13 protein-coding genes are annotated in these 14,876 nt (G+C 59.5%); 8 read left to right on the forward strand and 5 right to left on the reverse strand.

Annotation, left to right across the window (positions count from 1 at the left end; translation table 11 throughout):
- The first annotated feature begins 887 nt into the window (after positions 1-887).
- The 4 genes from FNL14_RS12305 (at position 888) to FNL14_RS12320 (ending at position 5,299) form a co-directional block, all read left to right on the forward strand.
- Positions 888-2,105, forward strand: coding sequence for a cytochrome P450 (locus FNL14_RS12305; protein WP_142060438.1), 1,218 nt, complete (start codon positions 888-890; stop codon positions 2,103-2,105).
- Positions 2,106-2,107: 2 nt separating this feature from the next.
- Positions 2,108-3,166: a 2Fe-2S iron-sulfur cluster-binding protein gene (locus FNL14_RS12310; protein ID WP_220126172.1), complete on the forward strand. Its 1,059-nt coding sequence runs from the start codon at positions 2,108-2,110 to the stop codon at positions 3,164-3,166.
- Positions 3,167-3,304: 138 nt separating this feature from the next.
- Entirely contained in the window at positions 3,305-4,798 is a 1,494-nt protein-coding gene (locus tag FNL14_RS12315; RefSeq protein ID WP_142060440.1) for an aldehyde dehydrogenase, read from the forward strand.
- 9 nt (positions 4,799-4,807) lie between these two features.
- Positions 4,808-5,299 (forward strand): nuclear transport factor 2 family protein, encoded by a 492-nt coding sequence (locus FNL14_RS12320; protein ID WP_142060442.1) that lies wholly within the window; start codon positions 4,808-4,810, stop codon positions 5,297-5,299.
- 543 nt (positions 5,300-5,842) lie between these two features.
- Here the strand turns inward: FNL14_RS12320 and FNL14_RS12325 are convergent.
- Positions 5,843-6,793: an AraC family transcriptional regulator gene (locus tag FNL14_RS12325; protein ID WP_142060444.1), complete on the reverse strand. Its 951-nt coding sequence runs from the start codon at positions 6,791-6,793 to the stop codon at positions 5,843-5,845.
- Between the two features lie 619 nt (positions 6,794-7,412).
- On the opposite strand from FNL14_RS12325, the gene FNL14_RS12330 reads away from it, so the two are divergent.
- The 4 genes from FNL14_RS12330 to FNL14_RS12345 all read left to right on the forward strand — a co-directional run bounded on the left by FNL14_RS12330 (position 7,413) and on the right by FNL14_RS12345 (position 10,736).
- Positions 7,413-8,003, forward strand: a complete 591-nt coding sequence (locus FNL14_RS12330; protein WP_142060446.1) for an adenylate kinase — start codon at positions 7,413-7,415, stop codon at positions 8,001-8,003.
- A gap of 174 nt (positions 8,004-8,177) precedes the next feature.
- Complete coding sequence (locus tag FNL14_RS12335) at positions 8,178-8,954, forward strand: alpha/beta fold hydrolase (RefSeq protein ID WP_142060448.1); 777 nt, start codon at positions 8,178-8,180, stop codon at positions 8,952-8,954.
- 512 nt (positions 8,955-9,466) lie between these two features.
- Positions 9,467-10,264: a hypothetical protein gene (locus tag FNL14_RS12340; protein WP_142060450.1), complete on the forward strand. Its 798-nt coding sequence runs from the start codon at positions 9,467-9,469 to the stop codon at positions 10,262-10,264.
- Positions 10,257-10,736, forward strand: a complete 480-nt coding sequence (locus FNL14_RS12345; RefSeq protein ID WP_142060452.1) for a hypothetical protein — start codon at positions 10,257-10,259, stop codon at positions 10,734-10,736. The genes FNL14_RS12340 and FNL14_RS12345 overlap by 8 nt, the downstream gene beginning before the upstream one ends.
- Before the next feature lie 102 nt (positions 10,737-10,838).
- Here the strand turns inward: FNL14_RS12345 and FNL14_RS12350 are convergent, their stop codons facing one another.
- From FNL14_RS12350 to FNL14_RS12375, 4 genes are all read right to left on the reverse strand, one after another.
- Positions 10,839-11,438 (reverse strand): recombinase family protein, encoded by a 600-nt coding sequence (locus FNL14_RS12350; RefSeq protein ID WP_142060473.1) that lies wholly within the window; start codon positions 11,436-11,438, stop codon positions 10,839-10,841.
- Between the two features lie 408 nt (positions 11,439-11,846).
- A complete protein-coding gene (locus FNL14_RS12360) occupies positions 11,847-12,389 on the reverse strand; it encodes a hypothetical protein (protein ID WP_142060454.1) in 543 nt (180 codons plus the stop codon).
- A gap of 660 nt (positions 12,390-13,049) precedes the next feature.
- Entirely contained in the window at positions 13,050-13,856 is an 807-nt protein-coding gene (locus tag FNL14_RS12370) for an adenylate/guanylate cyclase domain-containing protein (RefSeq protein WP_142060456.1), read from the reverse strand.
- Positions 13,857-13,953: 97 nt separating this feature from the next.
- Entirely contained in the window at positions 13,954-14,301 is a 348-nt protein-coding gene (locus FNL14_RS12375; RefSeq protein WP_370455857.1) for a DUF3892 domain-containing protein, read from the reverse strand.
- Positions 14,302-14,876 lie beyond the last annotated feature (575 nt).

Below are 14,876 nucleotides of genomic sequence, written 5' to 3' on the forward strand. Positions count from 1 at the left end.
GTAAGTACTTGGCAGCAACAGCCGGCCCCCATTCCCAAACATTCCACGCAGCCTCAGAGAGCTCGAAGCCTGGCAAGGAAGGTGCACACGGGCGCCTCCGATGAGGAACCCAGTCTTCCAGCGTGAGTAAGTGAGAGTGGTGCCTCGCCCTGCAAAAAGCCGCAGAAATCCTTCCCCGCCCGACCGTATTCGTTTCATCACCTACTCACAACGTTTGCCAGTCAGACCGCTGCGGACTGGAAATGCCCACTCTGCCTCCGTGATTGCCGTCGGCGGACATGTCACCAGTTGAAGCGCGGGCCGCCAGGTACCCGTTCGCCCATTGATCATTGACCGCGCTGGCGCCCGTAGCTTACGGACTATTCGCCGGCGGCTGCCTGCAGTCCTGTGGGCCTGTACAAGGAGATGAAACACCGCAGATAGGCCGTGCTGCTCTGCCTCGGCCCGGTTCCCGATCTCCTTTGCGAAACGGCCCTCGTCCCCGTGGTGGCAACGGTAGAGAAAAGGGGTTCAGCTGCAAATGGGGATATTCCTTGGCCGATTTGGCTATAGGCACTTCCTCCCCTGTTATCAAATTCCCCGCCTTCCAAACTTTTAGACAGCTTGGGCAGCCGGGGAAGGGGACCGTTATGCCAGCAGATACCCGGACGGACGGATCTACACCTGGCAGTGACCCACTGCGCGTTCACCTGAGGTGTCACCCGGAACCGCATCCTCTGGGGTAGTGCCGTATCCAGATTGCGCAGTTCGATCCAGATTGCGAAACGTTTATCGGTCTGTCCATTGAGCACCAGTGTGATCCTGCTCATACTCAAAACATGCTGCCGGCGCCAACGGCACAGGCACCGCGGCCTAGATCCCACCAACTGTGATGAAGCAGGAGAAAAATGACGACGACATCGGTACCCCTCAGCTGGATCGACGAGATCACCATGGAGCAGCTGGAGCGCAACCCCTATCCGATCTACGAGCGGCTGCGCGACGAGGCGCCGCTGGCTTACATTCCGGTGCTCGGCTCCTACGTCGCTTCCTCGGCCGAAGTTTGCCGGCAGGTCGCCACCAGCCCGGAATTCCAGGGGTTCATTCCCAAGACCGGCGCCAGGATTTTCGGGCACCCGGCCATCATCGGATCGAACGGGGACCTTCACAAGGACCTGCGCGCCATGATCGATCCGGGGCTACAGCCCAAGCAAGTGGACCTTTATATCGAGGACATGGTCCGTCCGATCGCCCGGCATTACATCCAGCAGTTCGAAAACGACGGCAAAGCCGACCTGGTTGCCCAGTTCTGCGAGCCGGTCAGCGTTCGGGCCGTCGGTGATTTCCTCGGTTTCAAGGATGTCAGCTCGGACAAGCTTCGAGAGTGGTTCCATAAGCTCAGCGTGTCCTTCGCCAATGTGGCAGTGGACAGCAATGGCGATTTCGCCAATCCGGAGGGATTTAGGCCCGCGGATGAGGCCAAGGCAGAAATTAGGGCCGTGGTTGAACCGCTTCTCGACAAGTGGACTGTTGAACCCGACGACGGCGCTATTTCCCACTGGCTCCATGACGGAATGCCCGAAGGCCAGGTCAGGGACCGGAACTACATCTACCCCACGATCATCGCCCTGCTCCTTGGTGCCTTGCAGGAGCCCGCCCACGCTATGGCATCCACTCTCGCCGGACTGTTCACCAACCCGGAACAGCTCGAGGCTGTCATCGACGAACCTGGACTGATTCCGCGCGCCATCTCTGAGGGCATCCGCTGGACCTCCCCGATCTGGTCCGCGACGGCCCGGGAGAATATCCAGGATACGACTGTCGCCGGTGTGCATCTCCCGGCCGGGTCGGTGGTGATGCTGTCCTACGGCTCAGCCAACCATGACCACGGCCTGTACAATGCTCCGTCGGAATACGACCTGACGCGCCCTCCGCTGCCCCATCTGGCCTTCGGAGCGGGCAAGCACGGTTGCGCTGGCATCTACTTCGCAAACACCGCGTGCCGGATCGCACTGGAGGAGCTGTTTGAGGCAATTCCGAATCTGGAAAGCGATCAAGACCGGATCGGCTTCTGGGGCTGGGCATTCCGCGGGCCCGAGTCCCTACATTCGAAGTGGGAGGTATAGCCGTGACTGAAAACTCCCTTCACGGCGTGAAGCTGGCCTCGACCTCCGAAGAGGTCGGCTGCCGCCCGGACCAGCCGCTCCTGGACTCGCTGCTGCGCAATGAGATCTGGATCCCGAATTCCTGCAACCAGGGAACCTGTGGAACCTGCAAGGTCCAGGTCCTCCGCGGGCAAGTGGATCACCGCCAGTCGCCCTTGGACACGTTGAACATGGCTGAACGGGACGGCGGCATGGCCTTGGCCTGCCAAGCGACCCCTTGTTCCGACGTTGAGATCCAGCCCGTGGGCGAAAGCGTCGCCGGCGGACTCCGGCATCGGCTGCAGGACTTCCTCGGAACAGTTACAGGTCTGGCAGACATCGCTGAGGATACCCGGCGGCTGCTGGTCTCGCTAGAAAAGCCGATGGAGTTCAGCGCCGGCCAATACGTGGAAATGACGGTGCCTCGCACCGGTGCTAAGCGGCAGTATTCCATGGCCAGCGCCCCTAGCACGCCCACCGAACTCGAATTCCACATCCGCCGGGTTCCGGACGGCGAAGCGACTGATGGGTGGATCTTCACTACCCTGCAGGAGGGCGACACGATCGAGCTGTCCGGACCGTACGGCGATTTCACCTATGCCGATGTCGACGGCGCCCCCCTGATACTGGTGGGGGGCGGCACCGGGCTGGCTCCGCTGATGTCGATCTTAAGGCACGCCCTGAGTCTGGATCCCGACCGTGAAATCCATTTGTACCAAGGCGCCCGCACCACGGCCGACCTCTACGACTTTGACAAGCTGCGAGGATACGCCGAGACATTCGCCAATCTCCACTATGTTCCGGCCCTCAACATGGAGGACTGGGATGGGCGGACCGGCCACGTGACGGACGTAATGCTGGAGGACTTTGATTCCTGCAAGGACTATTCGGGTTACCTCTGCGGGCCGCCGGTCATGGTGGAGGCGGGCATCAAGGCGTTCAAGCGTCGGCGCATGGCGCCGCGCAGGATCTACCGGGAGAAGTACACACCGGCGGCGGCTGCGGCCCGACCGGCAGGGCTGGCGGTGGCAGCCTTGGCCTAGCGCCAGAGAAGGTCTCCGCGCTGCACGTGGCGGGGACCGCCCCCGTTAGCGGAAGAACCCCTGGATTTTTGCAAAGCGGTTTTAAAACGGCTTGGTTGCCGCATCGAGTGGGGGCTAAGCGATTAGAGAGGACTGGGAATGATTCAAGGACTGGTGACTTCTGCGGCGCCTATTGCGCGCCCGGAATGTCTGTTTATTGACGGGAAGTGGGTTGAGCCCGCGACCGGAGGACGAATCGACGTCATAAATCCGGCAACGGAGCAGGTGTACGTCAGTGTCGCCGAAGCCACGGAACCTGACATCGATCGCGCGGTCGCCGCTGCACGCGCCGCCTTCGACCACGGCCCATGGCCCCGCCTGAGTCATGCGGAGAGGGCCGAGTACCTGCGTTCCATGGGTGAGAAGCTCAATGAGCGCGTCGACGACGTAGCACAGATTTGGCCCAGCGAAATGGGCACCACCCATGCGGTGGCCCACGCCTTTGCCGGCACCATCGGCGGCGCATACGAGTACTACGCCGACCTAGCCGACACGTTCCCGTTCGAGGAGCGGTTCGACAATCCGCCCGGAGGCGGGAAACTGGCGCTGATCGTACGCGAACCGGTCGGCGTCGTGGGCGCGATCATTCCTTGGAACGCTCCGATGAACATCATGGCCTACAAGATCGCCCCGGCTCTGCTGGCCGGTTGCACAGTGGTGCTAAAGAACTCACCGGAGGCCCCAGGAGCGGGGTATGTGATGGCCGAGATCGCCGAGGCCATCGGGCTGCCGCCGGGCGTGCTCAACGTCGTGACCGCTGACCGCGGCCCTTCCGAGCGTCTGGTCCGCCACCCCGACGTCGACAAGATCTCCTTTACCGGCTCCCTCGGCGCGGGCAAACGTATCGCTGGTCTCGCCGCGGAGCGGATCGCACGCGTCACCCTGGAACTGGGTGGCAAGTCCGCAGCTGTGGTTCTGGATGACTACGATATTGACGCTGCCGCCCAGTCGATCGCCGGTTACGCCTGTTTCCTGACAGGGCAGGTCTGTTCGTCCTTGTCGCGCGTCATTGTCAGCCGCAGCCGTCATGACGAGCTTGTTGAAGCCCTGAGCTCGGTTTTCGGCGGGGTCAAGGTCGGCGATCCCTTCGACCCGGCCACCGGCATGGGTCCGATCGCGACCCGCAGCCAGCTCGAAAAGGTTGAGCACTACGCCAGGCTAGGCGTCTCCGAGGGTGCCACTCTGGCCCACGGCGGTCGTCGCCCTGCTCACCTGTCGCGCGGCTGGTTCTTCGAACCAACCGTGCTGGCCAACGTTGACAACAACGCAACCGTCGCCCGCGAGGAAATTTTCGGCCCGGTGCTGAGCGTGATCCCCGCTGACAACGAGGAGCACGCTATCGAGCTGGCAAACGACTCGATCTTCGGCCTGAACAACTCCGTGTTCACCAACGACGTAGACCGCGCCTATGCCGTCGCCCGCCAGTTGCGCTCTGGGACTGTCGGCCACAACGTCTTCCGCAGTGACATGCGGATCGGCTTTGGCGGCTTCAAGCAGTCTGGCCTGGGCCGTGAGGGCGGCGTGGACGGGCTGCGCCCATTCTTGGAGAACAAAACCGTCATCCTCGATGAAATTCCGTCCCACCTGAAGTAGGAGCAGATTATGGAAACAGTTATCAACGGCGTGACCCTGTTGTCGGAGGCCACGACCAGTAACGAAACGGCCCGTCGGAACATCGACGTCATCATCGAATTCTTTTCCCTGTACCTCAAGGACAAGGATCGCTTCTACTCACTCTGGGCCGACGAGGACCCATCGGTAATTACCCCTTATGTGACCGGAGATGTTGCCGTGTGCCAGGTGGGCGTGCACGCCGGTTGGGAGGCCGTCAAGGCTTTTTGGGATCCGATTCACGATGACATGCACGGAACCTTCGACTGGTTCATCGACGAGATTATCCCTGGCGAGGACCCCAACGTCATCATCACCCGCTCGCACAGCAACATCGACGTGCAGGCCGACGGAATCTGGGGTGGAAAACACGTGAAGTACGAAGGCCGCTACGTCCAGTTCTTCCGCTTCATCGACGGTAAGGTCAAGTCCTTCGAGGAGTACTATGACACCGCACAGCTGAACGCAGCATACGGCGGCTGACTGCCTCGGCGCGTAGGATGGGTGGCTCCTAGATTCCGGGAGCCACCCATCATCGTTCCACGATCTCCTCATTTTCCAGGGCATCGAGGTTGAAGCTGCCCTTGCAACGGACCGTCCTGGTGGCAAACTCGTGGCACCGATTCCAGCCGGGCAACGGAAAAGTACGACAGCTGGCAGTCACTACCGCGCGCTCGGTGAGTTTTCGGATTCCGCGGACGTTGCCGGCGGCCAGAGCTGATCACGACTCATGTGCTGCGACCGTATACTCCAGCAGCGCCGTGTCGGAGTACTCCCTAATTGCGCCGCCGAGTTCCTCCCCGTCACGGCTAGGCGGCTGGCGTCAAAGCGGAGTCCTTCGCAGGGGCCTGGCAGAGCGAGGGCGATCACCAATGCATTCGTCGTCGACGGCGCCTCGGTTACCAACTTCGTCCGGGCTAAGGGACAGACCAAGCTAAGGTCGTGTTCTCCTTCTATACTGCCAGGTCGTCCGTTTCTCCCTCCCCACTGCCCATCGCCCTTGGGTGCTCTTGTTGATCGAAGCCGCTATTCCAAATTCAGCATGCTGGACGGAAGCCGTCCGTACTTCTGCTTGTATAGCAATGAAAAACGCCCCGCATGCACAAAACCCCATTTGGCGGCGATGTCCCGGACTGATGCCCCACCTGTGCACTCCAGCAAGTCACGGTGCACCAGCGTCAGGCGCAAGTCGCGCAGGTATTCGGTGGGGGAGAGGCCCAAGGTAGTCCGGAAGGACTGCTGCAGTCTGCGGCCGCTCACTCCGGCAAGCTCAGCCAGGTCGCTGAGCGTCCATCCGCGGGCCGGATCTGCGTGCACAGCCTCCAGCACCCTTTTGACGTGACGGGGTCGGGCCGCCGCTGCAGAGTTCTGGCTGGGGGAGTCCGAGGTCAGGCCCGCGATGAGGGAATCAGTGATGGCACCGCTGAGCTGCGTGCTGACGTCGAGACCGCCCAAAAGATCCTCCTCACCGGAGTCCTGGCCTGGAAGGGCACGCAGCAGGTTCACCCAGCCTCGCCAGCGGGGTCCGGACAGGTCCAGTTGGTCCGGCAGAAGGATCTCGTCGTCCGTACCGGTGAGCTGCCGAATCTTCCTGACCATGTACTCGCGATCAATTTTCAGCGCAATGCCGACGCAGTCAGCACTCCATAGGGTGATGCGAGCCGGCCGATCGGGGGAGCAGACGGTAGCGTGTCCGTTCACGGACTTAATCCTGCGCCCGTCGTGCGAGGACTCGATCCGACCGCTAAGCGGAATATTGAATGCGAACGACCCAGGATAGGTAGAATCAACGGCCACGTCGGCACCCCAGCCCAGTACCCCAACTGTCACAGGGCCGAGGCCGGTGGCCCTCAGCCGCAGCCCGAAGTCTTGTGGTTGACCGACTACGCGCAACTCATGTGGAAAGTAGACGGATGCTATAAGGTTGGCGGCCTCCAACGGGTCGCTGTATGTGGTCACGGAATGAACAGGACTCATGGGTCAGGCCTCACCGGTCGGTGGCATTCCGAAGGCCGGGCAGGAATCCGGAACTTTTTGTTGCGGCTCAGCCGTTCCAAGGCGGCCGGGGGTGAGCGGAGAGGATATGAGCTTCACTGCCTCTCTTTCCCTTTCAGACGGTTCTTGCCCCTTACGCTCCATTGCGCAGAGGCAGCTGCCGCGCTTAGAGCGAAGCTCCCGAGTCACTACTACCCTGAAAAGCCAGAACCTCAGTCAGTCGTCGTCGCGGATTGCCTGCTTGACATCATAACGCAATTTACGTACAAATGGTCTTACCAATCCGACGCATAGTTTCGACATGCAGCTGGGGAAGCTACGCAACCGGGCGTTTGGATCTGGTCTACGTCGATACGCAGAAATTCGCTTCAATGGGAAAGCCACGTGAACAGGCGTGGTGGAGGCCGTTATGCCAGATGGATCGATACTTTGGATCTCTGTTAAGGAAACGCATCCCCGAGAGGTGGTCGAGCGAGCCGATGCAGTGCCCACTAATACGAGCGCCCTGGGCGCCGGCGTTGTTAGGCCTGAGGCGGAGCGCCTAGACAAACCTGATCGAGAGAGATTCACCCACCTACAAGCACTTTCACTGCCGACCTAGATGAAACTCATAATTACGGGACCCCCCGGTGCTGGCAAAAGCACCCAGGCCAAACGCCTTGCAAACTTGCTTGGCGCCACCTCTGTCTCCACAGGGGATATATTCCGCGCCCACGTCAGGAGCCGCACGAGTTTAGGCATTGGAGTCGAGCGGTACATCGATACCGGCACCTTCGTTCCGGACGAACTGACCAACAAACTGATTCACAACCGCCTCAGCCAGAAATCCGCAGCGAGAGGCTTTCTGCTCGATGGATATCCTCGAAATATCGCCCAGACTACGTTCTTAGACTCCATCCTCGCAGAACGCGAATATGAGTTGGATGTTGTACTTCTACTTTCGGCTGACAACGACGTTCTCGTGTCAAGGATGCTGACCCGGGCAGCGCAGTCGCGGCGCAGCGATGACACCAAAGCCATCATTGACCACCGCCTAAAGCTCTACCAGCAGCAGGCGGAGGAAGTGATAAAAATCTACTCCTCGCAAGGACTCCTCACCCGCGTGAATGGAGTGGGTTCAATTGATGAAGTCACTGAGCGGATACTACAGTCCGTGAGACAAGGGGCCAACGTTTCGCCGGTCCTCCGATGATAACTTTCTTGAGTGGCGGGGGAGTTGGCTTATGGGCTCGAAACCATCTTCGCTGTCCCGCCCGTGCAGGACGCACGGGTTCTTTCACTCAGAAAAATGATAGGGATGGTCTCAAAGCTGCAGCTATACTAAACGGTAAGACCAATAGGCCAATCCTCTAACAGGAGGTAGATCATGCCAGAGATGACCTTGTTCGCAAACGAACCTAGCGGCCGCGCAGACGCGCCCCTTCTGATTCTTGCTCCGGCACTTGGAGCGCCGGCCTCAATGTGGGACAAGGTGGCCGCGCTCCTGGCGACTGATTACCGAACGCAGACATTCGAGCACTTCGGGTTCAATGGCGCACCTGGCGTGCATGAAACCTTCTCGCTTGCTGACATGGCCGACGCCGTTGTGCAACTGATTGATGATTCCGGCGTGGAGAAGGCGTTTTACGCTGGGGACTCCATCAGCGGCGCCGTCGCACTTGAGCTGGCTCGCCGGCATCCCAACCGCGTAACGGCAGTCGCAGCCGTATGCAGTAGCGCGCGGAGGGCAAGCGACCCGAGCATGGCAGCGATGGCCGCCGGCGTGCGAGAGAAGGGCATGGCGTCCCGAGCGAGTTACGTTGCAAACTGTTGGTTCGCCCCCGGCGGGAAAGAGGCGCTCGGGCCCGAGATCGACGCCCTCTTGGAGTCGCTTTCCAACGCCGACGACGAAACGTACGCTCGCTATCTCGAAGCTCTCGACAAACACGACGTTGGCGACCACCTCAATCAAATCGCCGTGCCGGTTCTCTCCGTCTGGGGTGAGTTCGACACCGGGGACGCCGAAGGCAAGATGCGGTTCATCGCCGAAAACGTGCAGCGTGGAACACTGGTCGGAATCGAAGGTGCCGGACATCTCCCACCGCTCGAGCAGCCAGAAGCGGTTGCGGAGGCTCTGCGGAACTTCTTCCGCCCCGCCGAGTGAGTCGATGTCTTCGACCCACCACTTCTGGAATCGTTCTAGATTCCCTTTCGACCTGGGCGAAGCAGCACTCCCGCCAGACTCTCCATCCAGCCCTTGACGACCTCGCAGCAGACGAGTCGATGGAGTGGCAGCAGATGAGTCCAGACAGCTGTCGCTGCAAATCACATGGGCCTAGCATCTACGCTCCAGCTGGCCTCACCGCCAGGCAGAGGAGCACTCCCTATTTCGGCCACTCCCCGTCCGTTGCCGAACGCCGATAATAAAGATTCTGTAAAGCTAGCAGGGGCGACACCTATTAGCCCCAACAGGTTAGGCGCTGCAGTTTTAAGTTCAGTCCCAATAGAATCTGCAAATGACATCCTTTGAACAAGTCTGGCCGGTGACAGCGTTTGGGCGCCCAGAACTAGTACGTCAGGAGCCTCGAAGTTTCAATTGAAGCCCCGCAATCTGTTGAGTTATCCAACGGGGGAGTGGCCAATCAGGATTTGACCAAGGGAGCAGGCTAGGTCGCCATGGCCACAAAGGACGACGTCTCGCAATCCGCGCGAGGGCTACTAAAGAAGGTGAAGCAGCGATACATGAAGTCTGCAGACTTCAACGGGCTGCACATCAGTACGATTTGGAACTCAAGGGAAGACCTCGAGGCCGCGGCCGAGCTGGTGACCGCCCGCCTCGTTGAAGTAGTGGGCCCGAGCGACTACATGAACATCCACATCCGCCCTTGGCCCACGCGTCGAAAGGTCGCCGACCAAATTAGAGAACTTCGCGAGCTCTCCGATGACGACTACGGCGTTTGCCTCTATCCCAGGGCGAAGGCGCTGAAGCGGACGAAGCTTCCGAAAAAGTGTGAAGATGCCCCATTCGCTAAGGCAATGGCACGGGGCCGGTCCACCTTGGAGCTCGCTTTCTTCAGTGCGGATGTGCTTGAGAGCTATCGGAACGATGCTCGATTCAGGTTCGGTATGGGCGACTTCGGCATTAACTTCTGGTTGTCCGACGAGGCGTTCGACGGCCATCAGCCTGAGAAGGATCATGTCGGTCTTATGCACCTCGGCTTTGCATACGACATGCGCCAGTACGACCCTGAAGTACCGAACACGCCAATCGTTCGACGTGTTGCGGCCTTCTACGGCGACTTGGACGACCTGACCCCTGAGCACCAGCAGCGCTGGGCGAGTTTCCAAGTCGGTGACGATGGCATAGACCCCCACCCCGTCTGGTACGCCTCACAGATGGGTCACTGGCCGGATGGCCTAGGGCCGTTCGCACGGCTCAAACCAGGAGCTCAAAGCTATCAGCGACTTGTTTGAGAACGTGTGGGGCGCACGTCTTTTCCGGTCTCACGAACTGCCCGAAGACTTCGGATGGATTCTCCGAGCGGACCAGCGAGAGTGGGACCACTTCATTCACTCGTTCGACAAGCTCCTGTCGGACAACATAGACGGTGCGGCCCTCGATAAGGCTAAAGTCCCGAAAGTAAACGCGAAAGGCGACCGTCTGGGCACTCTAAACCGGCTTGAGCTGTTCATGACGACAAATCACGTGCAGGCACATAGCGCGAGGTGGGCACTGAAACCCATGCGCGACGTTCGCGCAGCGAGGCAAAAACCCGCGCACGCCCTACGAAGTAACGTGACGGACAGCACGCTTGTTCTCAAGCAAAGGGACATTTTGCACGACGTCAACGAAATTCTCATCAACATCCGTCAGTGGCTAGCGAGCCACCCGCAGAACCGAAGCTGGCAAGAGCCGTGGCCCGATGCAAAGGACTATCCACTGTGAACATAGGCCTGTACGGGGGCCAATTCAGTTGTCTGCCCGGCGTCCAGATGAGAACTTCGCGCGTCCGATAACTGCCGGACCAGCCCTGTCTGTAAAGCGCTGCTAGGGGAGGTGTGCTGGTGGAAGGGGCTTTGGACTCACTCCATTCGCGTGGCGCAGGTATTGGTAGACGGTTTCCCTGCTGATTCCGTAATCATGGGCAAGGACGACTTTAGGAATGCCGCTGCCGGCGCGCTGGACCAGCTCGGCGGCCCGTTCCGGTGTCAGGTTCTTCTTGCGTCCTTTGTACGCGCCGCGCTGCTTTGCCAGCGCGATGCCCTCTCGCTGGCGTTCCCTGATCAGAGAACGCTCAAATTCAGCAAATGCGCCCATGACTGAGAGCATGAGGTTGGCCATGGGGGAGTCTTCGCCGGTAAAGGTGAGCTGTTCCTTGAGGAACTCCACACTTACCCCTCGTCTAGTGAGGCTTTGCACTAAAGAGCGCAGGTCATCAAGGTTGCGGGCCAGCCGGTCCATGCTGTGCACGACCACGGTGTCGCCGTCGCGGACGAACCTCAGCAGTTCTGTCAGCTGCGGCCGAGCGGTGTCCCTTCCGGAGGCCTTATCAGTGAAAACTCGGTCCAGGACCTGTCCTTCGAGCTGGCGGAGCTCATTCTGATCCACGGTGCTCACCCGCACATAGCCGATGCGCTGACCATTCACGGCGACCTCCAATCCTCGACCTGTGAGAACGAGTGTCGGCGCCCTTACGAAACGCGTCAAGGCGCTCCGCACCCCGGCATGTCTATAACACGCAAGGACCGTTCGAGTCTCTTCGAAGGGCCCCGGCTTCGGCAGGGGGAACTAGCCCGACATGGTGTAGGTTGCACGCTGGTCGGGAAAGACCCGGCCAACGATGAAATGAGAACTGGCTGCGGATACCGATTACGACGAAGTCCGTTCCGACGTAAGGAATCCCAGGGCCGCTCCCTCGAGGCCCTGGAATCTACCAGCACCCCTGATGCCCGCAGTGTGGTCACCGAGCTGGACCAAGCCGACGCCCTCGGCTAGGGAATCGCTCCTGGCGGGCAGCCCGTTGTCCAGGCCACATCCTCAGCCCCATATCAATATTTAGACAGCTGTAAGAAGCATTGATACCCCTACGCACACCGTTCCGAACAATACAAGAGCGGCAAAACCATTGACAGCCTTTCCGCAGGCGGAGAACTTGCGGTCCGCTAAAACAGACAGGTCGAGGACTTGCTGCCACGCGTCCGCCCGGACGTCTTTTTGGCTCGTATGCTCAAGCAATTGCTCGGCTGTTGCCCGAACAAGAGAAGGCCAGGCGAAGCGATTAAGTCGGGCGTAAAAGACCTTGTTTTGCGGTCCGATTGCCCGGACCAACCAAAACAGGGTCCAGCCGACGGCAAGGAGCGTTCCTACGGCGAGTACGCTTACAACGGCTGCTGAGACGTGGCTTTTGCCGACGGCCTCAAGGATCGTTCGGGAATTACTAATCAGCATGGTCAGGAAGACACCCAGACCAGCTGTCAGAATCGTTGCTTTCGTGTCAGCAAAGCGAACCCAATTGGCCAACTGATCCATTGCCTGAAAGCCACCGTCGGCCGGTTTCCCGTCAGCTGGCCTATCTACGATCGCCGGATCAGTAACCAAAGGGCTTACCGTGGGGTTGGGATTTCGCCTAGGCCGCAATGCCCTGCGACCCTTCCACAGGCCAGCGGCGACTCATCCGCCATTCTGTGTAGGCAGCCAGCCAGTGAGCAGCCCAGGCTACGACTGTCGCAACGGTGTGCTCCTGTGGATCCCAGTCCTCAACTGCTGCCACGCAGAGGCTTCCATCTAGGTACAAATGAGGCGACGGGATCCAGCGTCTTCCTGCGTTCACACCAAGCTTCGGTCCCAGTACCGCAACCCTGGGGAGTCCCCCATCACGGCGGGGGTAGACGGCTACAAGGAATTTGCCGCGCCGGGTATCGATAGTGCCTCCCCACGATGGCCCCGTGTTTTCTCCCGCAGCGAGATACACCCAATCCGGAAATGATTTCTCCATGGCGGCGCGGTGGCGATTCAAGTGCGCGCTGTTATCCCACCACGGCGAGGTGGAAAGGCCTCTGTCCTCGGACGGGGTCTCTCCTCCATGAAAGGTGTGCTTGGCTACAGGCGTTACCGTTCCATGGACAGGGTGCGATGACTTCTCGGCTGTCACTGTGACGTTGTCGAATACTATTTGTCCGTCGACGGTCACGTATCTGGGCACACTCACGCCGTGATGACGAAGGAGGGCGGCGATGGTCAAGGTTAACTCCTCGTAAGTCAGTTGATCGTGATACTCGCTGTGGCTTTGCCGTTGATCTGCTGGACGGTGCCCGGGATGTGTTTGAGGGTTCTGCGCCAGTGGTACTGGTAGTAGTTATAGGTCTTGACCAGCCCGGCTCGTTGGTAGGACTTAGGCGATTTTTCGTGCCGGCTAAAGGTCGACGAGTCGGGCAATTGTTCGGCTATGCCCTGTCCGATCACGATCTCCCAGGAGTTTGCCTGTTTTTCGCATTTGGCCGCGAAGTTGGCCGCGAAACCTAGGGGGTTAACTTCGCTGTGCTCTTGGCTACCACTGCGAACAAATGTAATTCGCCCGTAGTCAAGGCCTGCCCGGGCTTGAACCGGTTGAATGTTCCTGCCCTGCAAGCGGGGGTTCACCTCATTTTGTACCGCGTCTAGGGCGAAAGCGCAGGCACTCAACGCCATGACACTGTCGATGTGAGCGTTGCCCGGACCAAAGCCGGCAAACAGGCCGTCGCCACGGAGCCCCAGGGGGAAGCCGCCAAAAGCGGTCACTGTCTGTACAAACCCTGTCAGCAGGGCGTGCGCCAAGTCCGCAACTTCTGTCTCGTCATCCCAGAAGCTACGTCCGGTGAAGTCTGTGAGGTCAATAAACACCATCACCATGGGAGAAGTCAGGCGCTCACCAACTCGCAGGTCTTCGTAAGCTGGATGTCCGAGCGCCTTGGACTCCAGTCCAGCTGAGGCGCGAAGAGATTCTTTAACGACACCGTTGCTTGCCCGGCGAATGGAGAAGTCAGTCATGACGGCGTCGCCGAACATGCCGGCGGTGTAGTTGGTCATATCTTCTCCAAGACTAGGGGCGGGCGTAGCACGGCTAACTTATCGACATAGACCGACATTTTTCGGCGGCCGGAAGGTTTCCCCTGCTCAATAATCTTCAAAAGCGGGGAAGGGATAGCAGATTGTTGTTCCAGTCGCCATCTGCGTACGTCCGCAGGTAGGGAGCCCGGCCCTCCGGTTTGATGACTCCGACCTCAGCTCTGGCGTTTGAGGAGCCTACGTAAGCGCGTCCGCCCTGAACGTCCATCCATTCGACCATCGATGCCTTGTTGTTCCATCCCGTTTTGCAAGTTTCTTCCTCGATCCACTGGAAATGCGTGATGTTCTCATGGCTGTCGAAGCCAGAAAGACGAACGTGTGTGACTCGTACAGCCAATGTTTCTCCTGTCGATTCTTTTTCATCCCTTACATCCCTTACAGGAGCACTATTGCAAATGTTTCTCAATTGCAGATCAAATAAACATCAAGAAACCTGCAAGGTTAAGGAGTAGGCATTTGCACCAGAGGGCACGTCGGCCCGTCCCTGAACGCCATCCAGAGCCTGGAAATGATGCATCCGATGCAATACGCAGGGGGTAGCTTTACATAACGTCGGTTATCGGCTCCTAAATCCGGTAGTGGAAGAGGCCTAGAAGCTGCCGCTTTCACGGTGAATTCAAAGTTTTCCAGCCGAAATCTGCGCGTACCTTACGCGATAATTACTGCAGTAATGCCGAGGTGCTGCAGTCACGCCACGCAGGACATTCCTGCCTTTAGTGCCTGATACTCAGGGATGACCCGCTTGGGGCCATGTCCCCCTGCCGAGGCCACCACTGATAGCCGACGGTCTGTCAGGTTGGCCCCGGGTCTAATCGGTGTAGTCACAGTTGAGTTCTGTCCCATCACCTCGCGCTACGAGCCAGGGCAAACGCACCCACGTTTCTACCATTAAGCATTTCGCCACCTCCACCCCCACCCCCGCCGCAGCTGCCGTGGCTGAGGCTTGAAGCGCTAACGGGCGAGGTGTCCTTGCAGGTACTC

This window comes from Pseudarthrobacter sp. B4EP4b (assembly GCF_006680095.1).
Classification (GTDB): Bacteria; Actinomycetota; Actinomycetes; order Actinomycetales; family Micrococcaceae; genus Arthrobacter.